At 44.3% G+C, this 21,099-nt stretch carries 23 protein-coding genes; 18 read left to right on the plus strand and 5 right to left on the minus strand.

Going from position 1 to position 21,099, the window contains the following annotated elements:
• Positions 1-131 precede the first annotated feature (131 nt).
• The 15 genes from RT269_RS23205 to RT269_RS23275 all read left to right on the plus strand — a co-directional run bounded on the left by RT269_RS23205 (position 132) and on the right by RT269_RS23275 (position 10,650).
• Positions 132-461, plus strand: coding sequence for a helix-turn-helix domain-containing protein (locus RT269_RS23205; protein WP_313186178.1), 330 nt, complete (start codon positions 132-134; stop codon positions 459-461).
• A gap of 138 nt (positions 462-599) precedes the next feature.
• Complete coding sequence (locus tag RT269_RS23210; RefSeq protein WP_313186179.1) at positions 600-887, plus strand: hypothetical protein; 288 nt, start codon at positions 600-602, stop codon at positions 885-887.
• On the plus strand, positions 884-1,027 hold the full coding sequence (locus RT269_RS23215) for a hypothetical protein (protein WP_313186181.1): 144 nt from the start codon (positions 884-886) through the stop codon (positions 1,025-1,027). The genes RT269_RS23210 and RT269_RS23215 overlap by 4 nt, the downstream gene beginning before the upstream one ends.
• A complete protein-coding gene (locus RT269_RS23220) occupies positions 1,024-1,230 on the plus strand; it encodes a hypothetical protein (RefSeq protein ID WP_313186182.1) in 207 nt (68 codons plus the stop codon). The genes RT269_RS23215 and RT269_RS23220 overlap by 4 nt, the downstream gene beginning before the upstream one ends.
• The gene (locus tag RT269_RS23225; protein WP_313186183.1) at positions 1,220-1,570 is read left to right on the plus strand and encodes a helix-turn-helix domain-containing protein; all 351 of its coding nucleotides are present in this window, start codon (positions 1,220-1,222) and stop codon (positions 1,568-1,570) included. The genes RT269_RS23220 and RT269_RS23225 overlap by 11 nt, the downstream gene beginning before the upstream one ends.
• 13 nt (positions 1,571-1,583) lie before the next feature.
• Positions 1,584-1,970: a resolvase gene (locus RT269_RS23230; protein ID WP_313186185.1), complete on the plus strand. Its 387-nt coding sequence runs from the start codon at positions 1,584-1,586 to the stop codon at positions 1,968-1,970.
• A gap of 2 nt (positions 1,971-1,972) precedes the next feature.
• On the plus strand, positions 1,973-2,416 hold the full coding sequence (locus tag RT269_RS23235; protein WP_313186186.1) for a type II toxin-antitoxin system PemK/MazF family toxin: 444 nt from the start codon (positions 1,973-1,975) through the stop codon (positions 2,414-2,416).
• On the plus strand, positions 2,385-2,585 hold the full coding sequence (locus RT269_RS23240) for a DUF6462 family protein (protein ID WP_091237009.1): 201 nt from the start codon (positions 2,385-2,387) through the stop codon (positions 2,583-2,585). The genes RT269_RS23235 and RT269_RS23240 overlap by 32 nt, the downstream gene beginning before the upstream one ends.
• 86 nt (positions 2,586-2,671) lie before the next feature.
• Positions 2,672-2,845: a DUF6290 family protein gene (locus RT269_RS23245; protein WP_313186187.1), complete on the plus strand. Its 174-nt coding sequence runs from the start codon at positions 2,672-2,674 to the stop codon at positions 2,843-2,845.
• A gap of 33 nt (positions 2,846-2,878) precedes the next feature.
• Entirely contained in the window at positions 2,879-4,120 is a 1,242-nt protein-coding gene (locus RT269_RS23250; protein WP_313186188.1) for a tyrosine-type recombinase/integrase, read from the plus strand.
• A gap of 814 nt (positions 4,121-4,934) precedes the next feature.
• The gene (locus RT269_RS23255) at positions 4,935-6,614 is read left to right on the plus strand and encodes a peptide ABC transporter substrate-binding protein (RefSeq protein WP_313186190.1); all 1,680 of its coding nucleotides are present in this window, start codon (positions 4,935-4,937) and stop codon (positions 6,612-6,614) included.
• 39 nt (positions 6,615-6,653) lie between these two features.
• Positions 6,654-7,601: an ABC transporter permease gene (locus tag RT269_RS23260; RefSeq protein WP_313186192.1), complete on the plus strand. Its 948-nt coding sequence runs from the start codon at positions 6,654-6,656 to the stop codon at positions 7,599-7,601.
• On the plus strand, positions 7,594-8,634 hold the full coding sequence (locus tag RT269_RS23265) for an ABC transporter permease (protein WP_313186193.1): 1,041 nt from the start codon (positions 7,594-7,596) through the stop codon (positions 8,632-8,634). The genes RT269_RS23260 and RT269_RS23265 overlap by 8 nt, the downstream gene beginning before the upstream one ends.
• An 11-nt stretch (positions 8,635-8,645) precedes the next feature.
• On the plus strand, positions 8,646-9,719 hold the full coding sequence (locus RT269_RS23270; RefSeq protein WP_313186194.1) for an ABC transporter ATP-binding protein: 1,074 nt from the start codon (positions 8,646-8,648) through the stop codon (positions 9,717-9,719).
• Positions 9,709-10,650: an ATP-binding cassette domain-containing protein gene (locus tag RT269_RS23275; RefSeq protein WP_313186196.1), complete on the plus strand. Its 942-nt coding sequence runs from the start codon at positions 9,709-9,711 to the stop codon at positions 10,648-10,650. The genes RT269_RS23270 and RT269_RS23275 overlap by 11 nt, the downstream gene beginning before the upstream one ends.
• 419 nt (positions 10,651-11,069) lie before the next feature.
• On the opposite strand, the gene RT269_RS23280 is transcribed toward RT269_RS23275, so the two are convergent.
• From RT269_RS23280 to RT269_RS23300, 5 genes are read right to left on the minus strand one after another with little or no spacing between them, the layout of a single operon-like run.
• Positions 11,070-12,773 (minus strand): peptide ABC transporter substrate-binding protein, encoded by a 1,704-nt coding sequence (locus RT269_RS23280; protein WP_313186198.1) that lies wholly within the window; start codon positions 12,771-12,773, stop codon positions 11,070-11,072.
• 17 nt (positions 12,774-12,790) lie between these two features.
• Positions 12,791-13,753, minus strand: a complete 963-nt coding sequence (locus RT269_RS23285; RefSeq protein ID WP_313186200.1) for an ABC transporter ATP-binding protein — start codon at positions 13,751-13,753, stop codon at positions 12,791-12,793.
• The gene (locus RT269_RS23290) at positions 13,731-14,813 is read right to left on the minus strand and encodes an ABC transporter ATP-binding protein (RefSeq protein ID WP_313186201.1); all 1,083 of its coding nucleotides are present in this window, start codon (positions 14,811-14,813) and stop codon (positions 13,731-13,733) included. Before RT269_RS23290 ends, RT269_RS23285 begins: the two co-directional genes overlap by 23 nt.
• 20 nt (positions 14,814-14,833) lie before the next feature.
• Positions 14,834-15,868: an ABC transporter permease gene (locus RT269_RS23295; RefSeq protein WP_313186202.1), complete on the minus strand. Its 1,035-nt coding sequence runs from the start codon at positions 15,866-15,868 to the stop codon at positions 14,834-14,836.
• On the minus strand, positions 15,858-16,805 hold the full coding sequence (locus RT269_RS23300; protein ID WP_312442920.1) for an ABC transporter permease: 948 nt from the start codon (positions 16,803-16,805) through the stop codon (positions 15,858-15,860). The genes RT269_RS23295 and RT269_RS23300 overlap by 11 nt, the downstream gene beginning before the upstream one ends.
• A 678-nt stretch (positions 16,806-17,483) precedes the next feature.
• Here RT269_RS23300 and RT269_RS23305 point away from each other — a divergent pair.
• Genes RT269_RS23305 through RT269_RS23315 form a run of 3 tightly spaced genes read left to right on the plus strand, consistent with a single transcriptional unit; the run spans position 17,484 to position 21,087 of the window.
• Positions 17,484-19,181, plus strand: coding sequence for an ABC transporter substrate-binding protein (locus RT269_RS23305; RefSeq protein ID WP_313186205.1), 1,698 nt, complete (start codon positions 17,484-17,486; stop codon positions 19,179-19,181).
• Positions 19,182-19,227: 46 nt separating this feature from the next.
• Complete coding sequence (locus RT269_RS23310; RefSeq protein ID WP_313186207.1) at positions 19,228-20,178, plus strand: ABC transporter permease; 951 nt, start codon at positions 19,228-19,230, stop codon at positions 20,176-20,178.
• A 6-nt stretch (positions 20,179-20,184) separates the two neighbouring features.
• Positions 20,185-21,087 carry an ABC transporter permease gene (locus RT269_RS23315; RefSeq protein ID WP_313186209.1) on the plus strand — a complete coding sequence of 301 codons (903 nt, stop codon included), beginning with the start codon at positions 20,185-20,187 and terminating at the stop codon, positions 21,085-21,087.
• The last annotated feature ends 12 nt before the right edge of the window (positions 21,088-21,099 follow it).

The following is a 21,099-nucleotide window of genomic DNA, read 5'->3' on the forward strand; positions in this document are numbered from 1 at the left end:
TTCCCCTCATGAATGAGGGGCTAGGGGAGTTGAAGTGTCGAAGACACTTATTTATTCTATTTCCTACTGAGTGAGTGAATCCAATCAAATGAGATATCGAAGGACCAGAGCAATAGGGGAAGAGAGGATATATGTATTATGACATTGAAAAAGCTGGAAGAAGAATTCACGAATTACGTACTAAAATGGGAATATCTCAAGAAAGGCTCGCATGTGAAATTCATATTCATAAAAAAACGATAAGTAAGGCGGAACGAGGAGTAAGTAGCCTTTCTATAGATCATTTAGTAGATATTGCTGACTATTTTGATGTGACGTTAGATTATTTAGTTTTAGGGAGAAAGCAAGAAATTGGCGGAGAAATTAATGCGATTTTTGAGAACTTAGAGTGTTCCGGAGAAAAGAGAGATCAAATCTTACAATTGATAAGGGGAATGGTATCTCTTGTAGAGGGAGCGTAATTTGTCCCCAAAGGGAGCGACTATAGTAATTATGTATTTTAGAAATATAGGATATCATTAATTTACGGTCAGCAAGACCTTAACACACGAGAGTGTAGCGCGCAAAACTCTCCTAAAAAAGAATAGGAGAACAACAATATGAATAACAAATTATTTAGTCAGAACACGAATCAGAGTTTTAGCCAGAAAATTAAACAACAGGCATTACAGGAGCCAACTGGAAAAGGTGTAATTTTCATCAAATCTCGCAAGTCCGATGACAAAATTCACAATATGGTTTCTAACATATGTAACCATGCAGAAGAAAGAGATGTTGAGATTGTAGACATCATTGTGGACGAGTCCAGTGGATTTGATGTTGATCGTAGTGAAGTAGATAGGCTTTGGAACTGGATTGAGAATAGTCCTGTTGGAATCATTTTTTGAAATCAGTTTTTGATATCACAAGTGATGAAGATGATTTGGAAAAATTCTTCGCAAGGGCAGAGTACTATGGAATGATTTTAGTAGATATGGAAGCGCATGTGGCATTTGTCCCAGACACGGTTGAGGAGAATGCGGAGTGAGTGGAAAGGTAGTGAACTGCTGGGGGTATCCCCTAGCACTCAGCCGATGCAATTTTATAAATACCGAGTGGGGAACTATTGTGTATAGCCAGTGTGGTGATTTCCTTGGTAAATATGAAACGGAATCGTCAGCTTATGAAGAAGTCAAAGCATTGATTGAAGAAAGAGCGAGGAATGGAGGTCTGATTGGATATGTTGAATAAATATGATGGATATACAGTTGGACCGAATCTTCGCCAGCTTAGAAAAGATAAAAAGTTATCCGTGTATCAGGTAAGCGAATTGACAGGATTAAGTAATTCCAGCATTAACCAGATTGAACAGGGTGGAAGAGGTCTAAGCATGAATGGATTATATCTTTTAATGGATGCTTATCAGTGTGATGCAAATAAACTTCTTAATATAGAAGAAACGGATACCAAGACGAATAAAAATGAGGGCTCAATAGATAGCAAATTAGCGGAGTTACCTATTGAACAACAGAATTACTTGAAACACACATTTGAATTTATGATTAAGCAGGCAGCAGCGCTTGTATCGTAATGGAGGTTATATTATGAGCAGAAGAAAAAAGAAAGAACCTATTATTGAGGTTATCGCATACTTATCAACTACTGGACCGTTATGGGAAACAGAAAAGCGTGAGAAGAACCAGGAACGCTACATTAGAGAATATGCAAGAGCACACAATGTTAAGATCGTAGGCGTTATGAGAAGAAATGGTCTTGGTCAGGGTGACTGCAATCAGCAGTTTGAGAAGATTGCGCAACTCATTCGACAGAAGAGAGTGGAAGGAGTCATTGTAGCAAATATGATGGCAATCTCCTTAGATATTCCAGATGCATATTATAAGGTCGGAAAGATTAAGGCAGCAGGCGGTGCGATTATTACAGTGGATGAAGGTTTGCTGGGTATGAATGTAAAAGACAGGGAGGAAGTATAGTTATGAAGAGTAAAAATTATTATAAAGAGTACAAAAGAGGACAGGTTGTATATGTAGATTTTGGATGGAAGCCAAATGGTGTCCAGGGATTCATTAGACCAGCGGTCGTGGTTTCAGCTGATGCAAGTAATCATTGCAGAGCACCACAGGTTACAGTGTGCCCATTAAGCTCTAAATTAAAAGATATTAAGGTGCATGTGAAAATTAATCCATTGGATGTAAATGGACTTCACCTTCAGAAAACCTCTGATTTTATGCCAGAGGATATGCAAACTGTATCAAAGAGTGCAATCAGGGGACACATTGGGTATATTGCGGTGGCTTCTAATGTAATGGAGGAAATTGATAAATCATTGATTACACAACTTTCCTTATGGGAGACAGCAAAAAAACTTGTGAGGGAGGAGCTGCTTCATGGAGAGAGCAAAGAGGAAAAAATTTGTTAGATATGCGGAAGGTGCAGAACTGTATTCTATGGGACTGACAAAGTTTCAAGAGTTGGCAAAAGACGCAAAAGCCTGTTACAAAATCAATCAGCTTGTCCTCGTGAATTTGGATGTAATTGATGAGTATTTAGAGACATTCAGAATAACGGAAGACAGCTTCTATAAATAAATATGGAGAGAGATAGAGAAACTTGCACTTTAATGCTTGACTTTATGACGGACAAAAAGTATAATCATGATATGAGGAGGTGCAACATGGCAAGAACTGGTAGACCAAAGAGTGATGATCCAATGGATAAGAAAATCAGTGTGAGATTCACGAATGAAGAATATGAGATTTTGCTAGAGTATGCAAAGAATCATGAATTATCTGTAACGCAAGCGATAAAAATGAGTTTGAGAATGAACATATTATCAACTCAGAAATAGTGCAAGCTCTCTATCCCTCGGAAGGAGGAAAAGATGGCAGCACGAAAAGATGGAAAAGGACGAGCATTACGCAAAGGTGAGTCATATCGTAAGAGTGAGGGAAGAACAAGATATTCCTACTGTTACACTGATCCATTTGGAAAAAGGAAGTATATTTATTCCAATAACCTGGCAACTCTTAGAGAAAGAGAAGAACAGCTTATACGGAATCAGATGGATGGATTAGATGTGTATGTAGCAGGAAGTGCCACACTCAATTATGTGTTTGACCGTTACCTATCAACAAAGACAGAATTAAGAAGTACAACGTATTCCAATTATCGGTACACATGGGATCATTTCATTAAAGATGGATTTGGCAAGAAGAAAATAGGAGATGTGAAGTATTCAGATGTGTTAGCATTTTACAATCATTTAATCAAGGAATGTGGATTGCAGGTAAATACACTGGAAAGTATCAATACAGTATTGCATCCAACCTTTCAACTTGCAGTCAGAGATGATATTATAAGAAAGAATCCAACTGATGGTGCATATGCGGAGATAAAGAAACGAAATGGTGGAAGTCGCAAGACAAGACATGCTCTTACTGTAGAGCAGCAGCGTTCCTTTATGCAATATGTAGCAAAGAATCCGATATTTTATGTGTGGTATCCGTTCTTTATGTTATTGCTAGGAACGGGATGTCGAATCGGAGAAGCCATTGGACTTCGCTGGGATGATCTTGATATGGAGAAGCGCCTGATTAGTATCAATCATAGTTTGACATACTATCCAAGGCGTGAAGAAACCTATGTATGTGAGTTTAGGGTATCAAAGCCTAAGACTGAAGCAGGTGTCCGTACAATTCCAATTATGAAACAGTTATATCAGATTTTATTGCAGGAACGTGAGAGGCAGAACGAAGAAGGATTTTGTAGTAATGAAGTAGATGGAATGACGAACTTCATATTTACGAATCGCTTTGGAAATCCTCATAATCCAGCAGCAGTAAACAGAGCCATTAAGCGTATAGTTGATGCACATAATGCAGAGGAAGAAATTAAAGCAAAAAAGCAGAAAAGAGAACCAGTAATATTACCAAGATTCTCGTGCCATATATTCCGTCATACATTTGCTTCAAGATTTTGTGAGAATGAGACAAATGTGAAAGTTATTCAGGAAGTTATGGGGCATGCTGATGTATCAACAACCATGAACATTTACGCAGAGGTTAATGAAAGTACTACAAGAGAATCGCTTGAGAATTTAGCAAAGAATATGGATGTTTTTTAGGGAAGAGCCGTTGTTAAGTACAACTTTCCAAAAGGACAGCAAAAATAGAACAAGGACATCAATTGGACATCAAAAAGCCATGAAAACGGGAATAAATGCGAATGAATTTGAAGAATTGTAGAGGTACAATTTGAAGCAGTACAAAGAAGTTCGTAGGAGCGCAGATAAACTTCAACAAAATTCCCGACGATGAAATCATTAGACAAGTAAATACCTCAAAAACATAAGATGCAGTACCTGCAACACTTAATGGAATTAAATATAGAGTTCCCGTACTACAACTACAGCTTTAACTACAACTTTTGCGGCGAACCCTACGAAACAGGACGACGCAATACGAAGGGCTGGCCCAGCGATGATAAGCTGCGGGCAGCCCTTTTTGTTCATCCTATTGAACCTTTACAGAAGCTTAGTAAGCGGCTTCCATTTCAAAATAATGGAGCACAAATTGTGTTACCTCATTTTATGAGGCTTTTTCTTTGTGAAATAGTTCCATTACATTATAATTTAGTAAATTGTAAATAAGAGGACAATTGTCCAATGCCAATACATACAATTTTTAACAGAATACTTTCCATGTGAAACCTCATTATCGACATGCACATGATAGTGTTTTAAATAAAAGCAAATAAAGTGTTGACAAAGCTTAATATATGATTTATTATATTAAACATATTATACATATAGGTTATATATGTTAACAAAACTGAAAAATGGTACAAAATATTTGATTGACCAGAAAACTGGAGGTCGAGCAGTGGTTGCTAAATACCATTGCTTGGCCTCCTTTTAAAATAAAGAAAGGAATGAAATAATGAAAAAGTTACAGGTATGTATAACTCTTTTACTCATGTCAGCGCTGCTTCTCGCAGCCTGCAAAAGCCCGTCTGCGGCAAACTCCAGCGGTGACAGTCTTTCCGCCGGCCTATCGCCGGAAAACAGCGGAACTGGCGAAAAAAATCCGACAGGCGGCATACTCAACCTGCAATTATCCGCAGAAGTGCAGTCACTTGATCCTCACGCAACCTCGGACGGAATTTCCTTCACCATAATACGCGCCTTAAGCGACGGTCTTTATATCCTCGGTGACAAAGGGGTTCCGGAAACTGCCATCGCTGAAAGTGTGGAAAAGAGCAGTGATAATCTCACTTACACATTCAAAATCAGGGACAATGCCAATTGGACAAGTGGAGCTCCCGTTACCGCACAGGACTTCGTATTTGCGTGGCGCGAACTCATCAATCCGGAGAATGCATTTGAATATGCAAATATTCCGGTATCAGCAGGCATTGTGAACGCCAAATCCATCGCGGCAGGTGATAAGCGGCCTGAAGAACTGGGTGTTACTGCCCTCAATGACAAAACGCTTGAGGTAAAACTTGAACGGCCTCTTGCCTATTTGGAGTCCCTGCTTGCAATGCCAGCAATGTTACCCATCAATGAAGATTTTTACAGGGCACAGGGGGATCGATACGGAACTTCACCCGAAACCACCAACGCCAATGGACCATTTCAGTTGAAATCCTATCAACCCTCCGCAATGACAATAGAGTTAGAAAGAAACCCTGGCTACTATGCTGCCGACCGCATACACCTTGACGGCTTGAAGTATCAAGTCATCAAAGACAACCAACAGGCTCTTTTGTCTTACCAGAACGGTGACCTTGACGTAGTTTCACTTTCCGGTGATCAGGCGGAGTTCTTTCTTGATGATCCGGAGTTTCATCCTGTACTTACAGGATTCCTATGGTTTCTCTCTCCTAACACGAAGGTTGCCGGACTGGAAAATGCTAACCTGCGCCGCGCAATTGCCCTTTCCTATGACAAAGATTCTCTTGCAAAAAATATTTTAAAGGATGGATCAGTTCCCGCTGATTACTACATCACAAAGCTGACGGCGGTTGGACCGGACGGAAAAGATTTTCGTGAGACAACCGAAACCTTCTTAAAGACCGACAAGGTTCTTGCGCTTGAATACTGGAACAAGGCAAAGGAGGAACTGGGAGTTTCTTCGTTAAGCTACAAGGTTTTAGTCGAGGATGCGGAATCTGCCATAAACGTCGTGCAGTACATTCAGGCTCAGGTTGCGGAAACCCTGCCAGGACTCACCTTAAATATCGAACAAATGCCAAAGAAAAACAGGGTGGAACGCATGACCGCAAAGGATTACGAGATAGGTTTTACCCGGTGGGGACCTGATTATCCTGATCCAACGACGTATCTTGACTTATGGGCAACAGGAAGCGCCTACAACTATGGCTCATGGGAGAATTCCGAATACGACGCACTGCTTGCCGCCTGTGAATCCGGAGATCTGTCCGGCGATTTCAGCGCCAGATGGGAAGCGCTCAAGAAAGCAGAGAAAATTGCGGCGGATGACGCTGCGGTTCTGCCGGTTTACCAGAAAGCGGAGGCGGTCCTGATAAAATCAAATATTAAAGGCTATGGATTTACTCAGACAGGAGGCCACATTCCCTGGTACGCAGAAAAATAATCAGGATCAGCAGAAAAATCTCTTTGAGGAGGATATTCAATGAGAAACTACATTCTGAAACGAATCGTCATTTCCTGTGTTACATTACTCGTTATTCTCTTTGCGTTATTTATCCTGACCTCTTTCCTTCCTGGCTCTCCTTTCAACGATGAAAGACTCACACCGGAACAGATCTCAGTGCTCAGAACAAAATACGGCCTTGATAAGCCGGTCGCTATCAGGTTCTTTCGATACGTGGTAAACATGCTCTCCGGTGATTTCGGAACCTCCTATGCAATTTCGCGCAACACGCCCATAACAATGCTGCTGCAGACAAGGCTGCCCGTGTCATTCCGTATAGGCGGACAGGCGGTAATGACCGGCACGATCTGCGGTCTTGCGCTCGGTACTGTTGCCGCACTGCATCACAATACGTTATGGGACACCGCTGCCACTGTGATTTCGGTAATATGTGTAAGCATTCCGTCCTATGTATTCGGCCTTGCGTTGTCCTACTGTTTCGGCTATAAACTTCGATGGCTGCCGATGCTCTATCAAGCTGATCACCCATTCACTTCATCAATTCTGCCGACAGCTTCGTTGTGTATGTTCACCATCGCAAGCATTTCACGCTTCACAAGAACAGAAATGTTGGAGGTTCTTGGCTCCGACTACATACTGTTTGCCAAAAGCAAGGGTGTGAACGACTCAAGCCTGATAGTAAAGCACGCACTCCGGAATTCACTGATTCCTGTCATCACCGTTTTGGCCCCTCTGATTGTTGGACTTATGACCGGCAGCCTTGTAATCGAGAGAATCTTCTCCATACCGGGTATCGGACAGTTACTCATTGAAGGGATACAAACGAATGACTACAATGTTATAAGTGCAATTGTGTTCCTATACAGTCTCCTGTATATTGGAATCATGCTATTAGTGGACATTCTGTACGGAATGATTGATCCGAGAATCAGAACCGCAGGAGCGGAGGGTGGAAAACATGGATAATGAAACAATCGAATTTTTGGCCGATGATTTTAACTTCCTGGATCCAGGCAGCCGCACTGCTGAAGCTGGAGCCGTCAAGAAAATCTCCCGCAGCAAGGAGATCTTGAGACTCCTTTTTGAAAACAAAGGATCTGCAGCCGCACTGGCAGGTATCGCCCTGATCGTATTTCTTGCCGTTACCGGGCCGATATTCAGCGGGTATAGGTATGACCAACAGATCCCCGGGCATGAAAACCTGGCTCCGCGCATTCAGGTGCTTGAAAAACTGGGTATCTTCAATGGACGCGAGACGGCGAGAACATCAGCAGGCGTTATTGTCATCAATAAATACGAGAAACTTGTGGACAGTCAGGGAGTCTACCACTGGTTCGGAACCGATGTATTGGGGCGCGATATGTTCACACGTGTTTGGGAAGGGACGAGAATTTCACTTTTTATAGCGTTTGTTGCCGTTATGATTGATATGCTGTTCGGCTTGACCTACGGCATGATTTCCGGATATTTTGGCGGTAGAGTTGATTTATACATGCAACGCTTTGTTGAAATCCTCAGCGGCATCCCGAACCTCATCATCGTTACACTGCTGATTATAATACTAAAACCTGGCCTGTTAAGTATTATATTGTCGCTGATGATTACCGGCTGGATTAGCATGAGCCGTCTCACAAGGGCGCAGATAATTCGCCTTAAGGAGCAGGAATTCGTACTTGCGGCCAGAACCCTAGGGGCGGGGCATCTGTTTATGCTGTTTAAAGAGCTTCTCCCGAATATCTTCGGGCAGCTTCTTATTATGTCGATGTTCTCAATACCAAACGCAATTTTCACGGAAGCATTTCTCGCCTTTATCGGTATCGGAATACCAGTACCTCTTGCTTCGCTAGGTTCGATTATATCCGATTCATTCAAATCGTTTACCACGCATCCATATATGATAGTGTTTCCAGTAGCGGTGCTAGGCATTCTGATGCTCAGTTTCAATCTGTTTGCCGATGGCCTGCGGGATGCTCTTGATCCCAAAATGAAAGAGTTTTAAGAGGTGGTTAGATGAATAGTTCTAAAATATTGGAAATTAAAAATCTGTCTGTGACCTTTCGAACATCGGTCGGTGAAGTTCCTGCAGTGCGTGGTCTTGACCTAGACCTAAAAAAAGGAGAAATCATAGCTATCGTCGGTGAATCAGGAAGCGGAAAATCAGCTACTGCCAGGGCAATCATGGGATTACTTGAAAATAATGGTAAAATCAAATCTGGCATGGCAAATTTTACATATAGCAGAAACGGTGAAACAGTATGCTGTGATTTGCTCTCTCTTTCACGCAAAGAAATACGTAAACATATCAACGGAAGGCGTATCGCCATGGTTTTCCAGGATCCGATGACCTCGCTCGACCCCACCATGACAATTGGAAAACAGTTGACAGAAGGAATGGTTATCCATTACAAAACCCCCAAAAAGGAAGCATGGAGAAAAGCATCTGAGCTGCTTGAAATGGTCGGAATCCACGATGCCGAAAAGAGGATGAAAAATTATCCCCACCAGTTGTCAGGAGGAATGCGCCAAAGGGTGGTAATTGCAATAGCACTTTCATGCAATCCTGATATATTAATATGTGATGAACCTACTACGGCACTCGATGTCACAATTCAGGCGAAAATTTTGGACCTTATCGCCGGGCTGCAAAGGAAAACAGGAGTTTCTGTCATTTATATCACCCATGACCTCGGTGTGGTTGCAAGGGTTGCCGACTATGTCGCGGTGATGTATGCCGGCAGAATTGTAGAAAAAGGTACGGCAAATGAAATCTTTTATCATGCGAGGCATCCCTATACATGGGGCCTGCTTTCCGCCATGCCCTCCCTGGATTCATCAGGTGAGCTTTATGTAATCCCAGGAAGCCCGCCTGATTTATCCGGCTACAAAGGCGGGGACCCGTTTGCCGACCGAAATGCTTATGCTTTGAATATTGACAGACGCATCGACCCGCCTATGTTTCGAATAACAGAAACACACTATGCGGCGACATGGCTGTTAGACCCAAGAGCGCCAAAGGTAAGTATGCCGGCAGAGCTGGAAGTACGCATAAGGCACATGCGGAAGGAGGAAGAATATGGAATCTGATCTAGAGCTTTTACGTGTAGAAACCTTGAGGCTGCAATTCAACCTTAAAAGAAAGTATACGGTAAACGCGGTTGAGGATGTTTCTTTCAAAATCAGGTACGGGGAAACATACGGCCTGGTAGGCGAATCCGGAAGCGGGAAATCAACAATAGGCCGCACCTTGATACGCCTTTATAATCCGGCTTCAGGCAGGATTATATTTAAGGGGCATGACATATCCGGCCGGATGGACAAACAGACCTCCCATTTACTCCGCACAAAAATGCAGATGATTTTTCAGGACCCATCAGGTTGTCTTAATCCCAGAAGGAAGGTTTTAGACATTATTGCGGAAGGCCTGGATATTCATGGCCTCTATTCTGACAATGAAGAGCGGAAAGAAAAGGTTTACAGGATCCTTAATAAAGTCGGTCTTGCCAAAGATCACGCTGACCGTTATCCCCACCAGTTTTCAGGAGGGCAAAAACAACGGATTGGAATAGCCCGCGTGCTGATCATGGATCCTGACCTGATCATTGCAGATGAAGCAGTCAGCGCATTGGACGTTTCTATACAGGCACAGATCGTCAACCTGATGAAGGAAATGCAAAAAGAAACACATACCGCTTATTTATTCATTTCCCATGACTTGTCAATGGTGAAATACATATCTGACCGCATCGGGGTTCTCCATCAGGGTTATCTTTTGGAAGAGGGCCGCACAAGCGAAATATTTGATACGCCGGTTCATCCTTACACAAAATCCCTTCTCTCTGCAATTCCGCAGCCAGATCCCCTGTCCGAACGGGGGCGGCAGGTATTCAGCTATGATTGTTCAGCTTTGGGAATAGACTATTCCAAAGGGGAAAAGCACTGGTTGACCGACACGCACTATGTACTTTCCACCTCCGATGAGATTCGAAAATGGTCCGCTGCTTCCTACACCATATAATAAAGAGCCTTTGGAATCCGGAAGAAGAGGACTTTAATAGGGCGGCGGAGGTTGACAAGGCTCTTTGCCAGTAACGCGACGATGAAAACGAAGGATTAAGAAAATACATGTTATATGTAGATATAAAAATACTCACTTTCAGTATTACAATCGAAAGTGAGTATTTTTGTGTTTGTACATCTTGACACAAGCTAACGAGAAGTATAGGGGGGAAGTGATATTCTCAAAAACTTTATTCAAGACTATTTAACGCACAAATCTGTGCGGAACACCGTAAACGTCAAATAAGTTTGTGTATAGAAAAACAGACAACCTTTGTTTATAATTAAAGGCTGTCTGTTAGCGACAAAGTTTTGAACCATAGGATCCCATGGCATATATTCTTCCATGGATTTAATCCATTGGATTTGGCCACTTACTTAATCTTCCAAATAGGCATTTTTATAATCGTAAATCGGGTAAGTCGTGTGGTAAATGATGCCTTTCAGTTTGGGGTTACGCAATAATGCTGAGCTTTGATAGAAGATAGGAGCCACTCCAAAATCATCAAGGATAAATCGTTCAGCTTCTTGCAGCTTCTCAAAGCGTTTCTCCGCATCGGCGGCAAATTCCACATTGGCGGATTTTAGAAGCGCGTCATATTGCGGATTGGAATAACGGCTCCAGTTGCTGCCCCCATCAGTTTCAAACAGTTCCAGCAGGCTGGTGGCATCCGAAAAATCCGGTGACCAGGTACACATGAACATTGTATAATTACCGCTTCTTGCGGTGTCTATAAAGACCGACACGGGCAGCACGTTCAAGTTAACTTTGACACCTTCAAGGTTTTCTTCCACCACTCCTTGAATATAAGCGCCTACAGTCTTCATTCTGTCTGATTCAAAGGTGGGGAATTCGATGGTCACTTCTCCGGTAAGGCCTAGCTCTGAGCGGGCTGCTGCCCAAAGTTCTTTCGCTCTTGCCACATCTGTTTTAAGTTCCACGCCCAAGGTTTCTGCAAAGTCCTGTCCGGTGGTTGGGTTGGCGTGTATGCTATAAGGAGTAATGCCATTCGCAGGAGCAGATCCGTCACCTAACAGGCTGTTAGCCACGGCTTTCCGGTCGATCAGTAAGGAGATGGCTTCCCGGGCATTTTTGTTTTTGAAGATTTCATTTTCAGCATTGTAACCGATAAAGACCAGGGTAGAGGCGTTCGCAGCAACGAAAGCCGGGGAATTGATTTCATTCTGGGCATATTCGCCGGAAATCCCGATCTGGTCCACTTCTCCGGTGCCAAACAGGCTCATGGCGGTAGCCGTCTCTTTTATGATTTTGATGTTGATTCTGTCAATATGTACATTGTCTTTATCCCAATAACTGTCGTTTTTAAGATAAGCCCAGTCCGCGCCGATTCCCGGCCCGGAAAATTCCGTCAAGACAAATGGACCATTGTATATGGAATGATCGGAATCTGAGGCAAACAAATTCCCCTGGTCTTCCACGTATTCTCGATTAAGAGGGAAGAAGGGAGGGCTCACGAGAAGAGAGGTGAAATAACTAATTGGAGCCTTCAATGTAATTTCAAGGGTGTAGTCGTCCAGTGCTCGAATACCCAGCTCAGAAATATTTTTCTCGCCGCTGATAATTTCGTCGGCGTTTTTGAGATAAGTATAGAAATGCAGATTTTCGGCTGCGTTTTCAGCCGAAACTGCCCTGCTCCAACCGTAGACATAATCATCCGCAGTGATTTTAGCGCCGTTGGACCACTGTGCCGCCTGATTCAGCTTTATGGTATAAACAAGACCATCGGCGCTTATCTGCGGCAGCTCGGCGGCTCCGGCAGGATAGGGTCTGGCCCCTTCGTCAAGGCGGTAAAGTCCCTCATAAATATTGTTCATTGCACTGGAACTATTGGAATCCACGCCGCTTTTGGGATCGATTGTGTTAAGCTCTTGGGAAAGCACCAAGGTGATTTCTTTGGGATTGTTCGTTTCAGCGGAAGCTGCCTCTGTATTTGCGGCTGAGCTTTCTGCTGAATTTGACTGAGTGCTTTCTGTGCCCGACGAATTATCCGTCTGATAAGTGGAGCAGGCCGACAAAAGTAACCCTGCTGCTAAAATAGATGTTAAAAATGCTTTTTTCATGATGTTTCCCTTCTTTTTTATGATTTTAATTTTTTATTTAAAAGTTTTTCCCGGTAGAATCCGATTTCGCTTTCGGTACAATAGATGCTGTGATTTTCTGCTATCTCCCTTAAGGCAGCGTCATTGCCGTCTTCTTCCATATTCGGGGAGTATGTTTTGCGCTTGTGGCTCTGAGCGTAAACCGGGTCGGCGATGGGGATTGCCGACAACAGGCTTTCGGTATAAGGGTGAACTCCGAAATGGTAAATCTCATCGCTGTCACCTATTTCTACAAGTTTTCCTTTGTACATAACGCCGATCCTGTCGCTTACACGGCGCACCACAGTTAAGTCGTGGGCGATAAACAAGTACGTAAGCGAGCGGCTTTCCCTCAAATCCAAAAGCAGATTTATCACCTGTGCCTGAATCGAAACGTCAAGGGCAGAAATAGGCTCGTCGCAGACGATGAACTCCGGCTCAACGGCAAGAGCTCTGGCAATGCCGATTCTTTGCCTTTGTCCCCCGGAAAACTCATGGGGATACCGCCCGGAGCAGGAACTGTCCAGTCCCACCTGCAAAAGCAGTTCTTCCACTCTTAAGTCCAATTCGCTTTTGCTTTTGACCAGCTTGTGAAGCTTTATGCCTTCGGCAATAATTTCTCTTACTTTCATTCGCGGATCAAGGGAGGCGTATGGATCCTGAAAGATCATCTGCACCCTTCGTCTGAAACGCATCAGGCTTTTCTTTTCTTTTAAATTCCCGATGTGTTCGTCGTCAAAAATGATCGAACCGCCAGTGGGGGCAAAAAGTCCTGCAATCATTCTGCCGGTGGTGGATTTTCCACAGCCGCTTTCTCCCACAAGACCAAGGGTTTCCCCCTTATAAATGCTGAAACTAATGTTATCTACCGCTTTGACCTCATTTTTTCTGCCGGAATTAAAAGTCTTTGTAACACACTGCAATTCCAGCAGTCTCCCCTCAATCGCCCCGGTCGTCGTCATTTTTCTCACCTCGGATTTGATATTGTTTAAAAATTTCCCAGCGTCTTAAAATCTCCGGCGGAGGGACGATGTCTGGTGCTCCCGGCGCTAAAAGCCATGTTGCCGCCTTATGGGTAGGCGAAACGGAAAAGAAAGGCGGGGCTGCCACGGCATCGATTTTCATCGCGTATGGGTTGCGGAGATGGAAAGCATCACCTTCCGGGGGATGAATCATATTCGGCGGCATTCCCGGAATCGCGTGCAGGCGCTTTTCTCCATCATCAATGGCAGGGAATGAGGCAAGAAGCCCCCAGGTGTAAGGGTGCTGGGGATTGTAAAACATTTCCCAAACACTGCCTATTTCCACAATTTTGCCCGCATACATCACCGCAATCCTGTCGGCAATATTGGCCACCGCCCCCAGATTATGGGTGATAAAGATCACCGAAGTGTTTAACTTTGTCTTAAGCTCCTTTAACAGTTCCAGTATCTGCGCCTGTACGGTAACATCCAGGGCGGTGGTTGGCTCATCTGCTATGATAATCTCCGGCGAGCAGATAAGCGCTGCCGCGATCACGATCCTTTGGCGCTGACCGCCTGAAAACTGATGGGGATAACACTTCATCCGGCGCCCCGCATCGGGGATGCCCACAAGATCCAGGAGTCTGCGGGCCTCTTCTAAAGATTCCTGCTTAGAAACTTTCTTATGTAACCGCAGAGATTCAGCTACCTGTTTTCCAATGCTCATCGTTGGGTCAAGGGAGGTCATGGGGTCTTGAAAAACCATACCGATACTCCGGGAGCGTATTTTTTGCATTTCACGCTGCGATTTTTTGACCAAATCTTCCCCGTGAAAAATAATCGAACCGGAATTTATCCTTGCCGAACCGGGCAGCAAGCGCATGATGGATTTTGCCGTCACAGATTTACCGCAGCCGCTTTCCCCCACGATAGCCAAGGTTTCACCTTTGTAAAGCTCAAAGCTTACCGAGCGCAGGGCACGCACTTCCCCCTCATAAATGTTAAATGATATATCTAAATCTTTTACCTGAAGCGCAATTTCTTTCGATTCATTTTCCATATCAGTCACAAATCCTTAAATTATTCTTTGGTCTTTGGGTCAAAGGCATCGCGCATACCGTCCGCCAGCAAATTAAAGCAAATCATCATCACCGAAAGAGCCGCAGCCGGTACCCACATCAAATGCGGCAAAAAGCGGAAAGTCTTGTATCCCTCGTTAAGCAAGGTGCCCAGCGAAGCGATCGGGGGCTTTAAGCCTAAGCCGATGAAGCTTAAAAATGCCTCAAAAAAAATAGCGGTTGGAATACTGAACATCAGTTGTACAATGATTACGCCCGCAATGTTCGGCAAAATATGCCGCAAGGCAATATTTAAGCGGGAAGCTCCCAATACGGTTGCCGCATAGACGTATTCCTGCTCTTTGATTTTCAGTGTCTGGGCTCGGACTACCCTTGCCATATTCACCCAACCGGTTATAATCATGGCAAAAACAATGGAAAGCAATCCCGGGTCAAAAATGGTGAGCATTAAAATCATTATGACCAATGTGGGGATACCGGAAAGAATCTCCAATATGCGTTGCATGACGGTATCCGCAACTCCGCCGCACACCCCTGAGAACAGCCCGTAAGCTACGCCGATTCCCAAATCAATAACCGCTGCCAGGACGGCAATAATCAGTGACATTCGTATCCCAAAGAGAAGCCGCGACAGTTCATCCCGTCCCAAAGCATCGGTCCCAAGATAAAAGTAAACGTTTTCAGGAACATTTTTAGCGGTGTAAATATCAACACGCTCGCCAGAAACAATGCCCCACCCGTTGAATCCGTAAAGGGACACCCCAGGGATTTTTGGCGGCAGATTCACGTAGAGCAAGCTTTGTTTGTTCGGGTCCTGGGGGGAAATCCACCCTGCCAAAATGGCAACTGACGCCACGAACAACAAAACACACAGGGAAATCACGGCACCTTTGTTCTTTTTCAGCCTGCGCCACGAATCCTGTGTAAAACTCAAACGTGGTGACGAAGGAACTGCTTTGGCAGTGGTTTTGCCGGATTCAAGGGGCTCGAAAGAGTCTTCAGGCAGAATCAAATCAAACCTTTCATTATTTTCCAACTTTTTCGCCTCCTGTCACGCGGATTCGCGGATCAACAAGTCCGTAAAGCAAATCCACAGCAGATATGATAACAATCAGCATCGCGGAATAAAGAATTGTGATCGCCATAATCGTGGGGTAATCGTTAGTTATGATAGATTTTACAAATTGCTCGCCTATTCCAGGCACAGCGTAGATATTTTCTATCACCAACGAGCCGGTCATCAGACTCACGGACATTGGGCCAAGCAGGGTGATCAACGGGATGAGGCTGTTTCGCAAGGCGTGACGAAACGCCGTTTGCCAAGGCCCAAAGCCTTTTGCGCGGGCAAGCTCTATGTATTCGCTGTTTAAAGATTCCACCATTTCCGTTCGGATAAACCTTGCGGCGTTTGCCATTGGCGACATCGCCAAAGTCAGGGTGGGAAGAATGGTGTAGGAAAAGTTCTTCCACATGGCTATTGGCAGGATCCCCAGCTTCACCGCAAAAATATACTGCAGGACCACAGCAAAAACAAAGTTCGGAATTGACCTGCCCAGAATTGCTATAACCGAAACAATACTGTCCGCAAAAGTGTTGCGATACATCGCCGAAATCACTCCAAGGATAACCCCTGCCAATGTCCCCACAACGATAGCTTGTACCCCAAGCTGAACAGAAGGCCCGATCCTGTTAACAAGCAGCTTTGCCACAGGCTGGTTTTTGAACTGGAAAGATGTGCCAAAATCCCCCTGCAGGACATTGCCAAGGTAAATGAAGTATTGCTGATAGATTGGCTTATCCAGTCCCGCCTGACGATATAGGATCTCTAACTGGGCGGGGGATAACTTTTGCTGGTTCACATAGGGGGAACCGGGCAGCAAGTGTATAAGAAAAAATGTGGCTGTAATAATAATCCACAGCGTAATGAACATAATTGCCAACTTTTTAATGAGAGCAAGACAAAATTGTTTCATCAGCAAGACAGAGAACACCCCTTTCAGCATATATCATTCTAGGTAATTGTGAAACACCACAGCCCGTATAAAATCCACCGCCATGAATACATTCAGAATCAAAAACCATTAATTGCATAAGACTTAAAACTTCATAACTTTTATTAAAGTGCGCCTAAATTTCTTCACTTAACATTGTTAATCCCAGAATCTGCCAAGCCCTTTATGGTTTCCATGTTTTCTTAGATTTATATACCTGTTTCGCTATAACCTATATAACATATATGTATGTATGATATTAACTTATTAAGCTGCCATTGTCAATAAAAAATGGTAACAAATCGCGTCATACCCATGAATATTTACCCATAGTTTAATATATAAATTATATATAACTGTTCAGAACTCAGGATAAAAAGCAATGTATTTTAATGAATATTATAACCGTGAGAATCCTTCAGGAGGGAGAAAGAAGCCTATTGAATAAACATCTTGACAATTACTTGATTTGATGTTAACATATCTTTTATTTAAATCGACGGCGATATACGTTAGTATATGAAGCCGTCTTTTTTTTGTTTATTTAAGATCGGAATAGGTAATTGCAAAACTCAAAAAGCGATTGATTTCAGTAATTTCAATGGTTTCAGAGTTTCGCAATTGACTATAAGATAAGAATAAGGAAAGGAGACAATCACTATGAGAAAAGGATTATGGCAACAGTCAAGGATTATGTCAGCAGCCGCCTTAACAGTGATGCTGGCTGTCTGTGCGCTTTCCGCCTGCGCCGGTCAGACAGAGACAAACAGCAGCCTGGCGGCAGAAACAACAGCATCCGTTATCACTCCCGATGCAAATGCCACAGGGCAGACATTAGATGCCGGCGTTTCAGTGGGAAATACGGAGGCAGCAGCAAAAGAAGGAGGGACCCTGGTGGCATCCATGCCGTCTTCCCCCTTGACCTTAGATCCTGTGGAATATTCCACCGTGTATGAGGATCATATTATGTATAATGTTCTGGAAACACTTTTTGTCTGGGATAAGGAATATAAAAATCCTATTCCTTTGCTTGCAACTGACTGGACAGTCAGCGAAGACGGATTAGCATATACCATCAATCTCCGTGATGACGTTTACTTCCAGAAAGGCAAATATTGCACCGGTAGAAAGATGACGGCTGAGGACGTCAAATATTCGCTGGAGCGAAGCAAAGAGGAATCTGCCACTGACCGTATTTGCCGGGATTTCTTTGATTATGTGGAAGTGGTAAATGATACGCAGGTAATTTTACATATGACATCTCCTGCCGGTCCGTTTATCTCCCAGCTTACAGGTATTGGAACAGCAATTCTTCCCAAGGAAGAGGTGGAAGGCAGGGGAGAGGAGTTTAAGACCCATATCGTTGGAACAGGACCTTTTACTCTGGAGGAATTGGTTACTGATGAGAAAGTGGTGCTGAAAAGGAATGAGAACTATTGGGGAACCAAGCCTCATGTTGACGGAATCCTGTTTAAAATCGTTTCAGATTCCAATCAGGCGATCAATGCAGTGCAGACAGGGGAGATTGACATCGCCATGTATCTTCAGGGAGAGGCAATCAAACGGGCCGGGGATGAGGGGGTGCTTTTGCAGACTCCAAGTTCATCCGTCACCTACGTGAGATTTAATTTGCAGAACGGTCCGACAAAGGATCCCAAAGTCCGTAAGGCGCTTACCATGGCAGTTGACATTGATTCTTTAGTATCGGGTATTTATCAGTACGGAGAAGGAAGCAGGGCCTACCAGCCCTTAACAGCATATTCCTGGGCTTATAATACCGATTACAACAAGCTGGTTCCGGACTATGACCCGGAAGGTGCCATGGCCCTTTTAAAAGAAGCGGGATATCCGGATGGATTTACCATGACACTTTATATCGGCTCCACCACCTATCGCGATAAGATGGCGCAGATGCTGCAGTATTACTGGGGAGAGATCGGAGTGAAGCTTGATATCAAATCCTCCACTATGGCGGAATGGTCTGCCGCGGTGCTTGACAGCTGGCAGGCGGATACGTTAAACAGCTATGGAGTAAGCTGGAACAGTTCCCCGGATCCTTACGGATTTTTGGATAAGTTTTTCGGAACCGCCACGCTCCATGCATCCTCCAATGCAGGCGGTTATACCAATGCAGAGGTGGATGATTTGCTGAAAGAGGCGTTCTCTCTGACGGATGAAGGAAAAAGAAGCGAACTTTACGGTAAGGTCATGGAAACGGTTATGAATGAATATACAGGTATCTATTATGCATATGAAGGCCGCAATTGGGGCGTTTCCGGCAAAGTTCATGATGTGATCCTCAGGGCGGACAGTGAGCTGCTGATTGCTACTCCGTTTAACAATATCTGGATTGAGTAATAGCCGCGGCCGCCTCTTTCATTACGAAAAAGAGAGGGATATGTTTATGCTGAAAATGATTTTGAAACGACTCCTGCAGACCATACCAACCCTGTTAATCGTTGTTACGATCACGTTCTCTCTGACCAGAATGTTACCCGGAGACCCGGCTGTTGCAATCCTTGGTATTGAGGCCAGGGCAGAGGATATTGCAGCTATGAGAGTCAGAATGAATTTGGATAAGAGTATACCCAAACAATACGGTCTATACCTTTCCGGTCTATTTTCCGGAGATTTCGGTTATTCCTACAGCTACCGCAATGACGTGCTGGAACTGATCATTTCCAGGATTCCAAATACTCTTTCCCTGACTCTGGTGGCGCTTGTCTTTGCCCTGCTGATCGGCGGGGCGGTGGGAGTGGGAGCTGCTGTTAAGCAGAATACCTGGTTCGATTACCTGTTTATGGTTCTGACGCTGATAGGAGTATCCATGCCCATTTTCTGGCTGGCGTTAATGCTTGTGCTGCAGTTTTCCGTAAAAATGAATCTTCTTCCGGTCATGGGAATGGGAAATATAAAAGACGGGCTGGGAGATATTATCCGTCATATGATTCTTCCCTCTTTCTGCCTGTCCACAATTCCCATGGCTACCTTTGCAAGAACCATACGGTCCAGCATGATAGAAGCCTTAAGCAGTGATTATATCCGATGCCTGGGTGCAAGGGGAATTAAGAGAGTCCGTATCATCTGCATTCATGGGCTGAAAAATGCGCTTCCTCCCCTTGTCACGGTTTTAGGACTCCAGATTGCGAATACTTTTACCGGAGCCATTATTACAGAGGGGATTTTCTCCTGGCCGGGTATGGGGACCATGATTAATACGGCCATTAATAACCGGGATTATTCCCTGATTCAGGGTACGGTGCTTTTTTCCGCCGTCATGTTCGTGTTCTGTAATATGATGGTGGATGTAGCCTATATGCTGCTGAATCCTAAAATAAAAGCAGGGAGGGGGTGAGCCGGAATGGCGGAAAAAGAAAAGGATCTGTTGGGAACAGAGGCAAATATGGAATTGCTTATGAAAGAACGGAGATCCAATCATGCCTGGAATAAGCTGAAACGAAACAGAACTGCTGTGCTCGGATTTGCTATTGTATGTTTTATGGTGCTTATGGCAATATTCGCACCGGTTCTTGCCCCCTATAAACCGAATACCATCAATCCGGGGATCCCCTTTAAAGGAATCGGCTTTCAGGGGCACATTCTCGGAACCGATGATCTGGGGAGGGATATTCTGTCCCGCATTCTTTATGGGGCAAGAGTCTCCTTAATTGTAGCAGCAGGAGCAACGCTTGTAGGCGCTGCTCTCGGGGTATTGGTTGGCTTGCTTGCAGGCTATTGCGGCGGAGCGATAGATACGGTGTTGATGCGCTTTATGGATGGTCTGTTCTCCTTTCCGTTTATTCTGCTTTCCATGATTTTAATTACTGTACTTGGAAACGGTGTAATAAATGTCATTTTTGCCATCGGGATTGCCAGTGTGCCAGGTTTTGCGCGCATTACCCGGGGGCAGGTGCTGGCGGTAAAGGAAGAGGAGTACTGCAATGCCTGCAGGGTGATAGGAATATCTCATTGCCGGCTTTTATTTGCCCACATCTTTCCGAACTGTGTTTCGCAGATTATTGTATATGGAACGCTCCGCATTGCCAATGCCATTATTTCTGAAGCCTCTTTAAGCTTTCTGGGTCTTGGCATCGCACTTCCAACTGCTTCCTGGGGCAGCAGCTTAAGGGTAGGCCGCGACTGTCTGACTACGGCTCCCCATGTTGCCGGAGTTGCCGGAGCTGTGATTCTTGTTACGGTTGTGGGCTTTAACTTACTGGGAGACGGGATCCGCGATGTAATGGATCCTAAAATGAGACAGTAGAAGGAGGCAGGA

The sequence above is a fragment of the Lacrimispora sp. genome (genome assembly GCF_032078915.1).
GTDB lineage: Bacteria > Bacillota > Clostridia > Lachnospirales > Lachnospiraceae > Lacrimispora.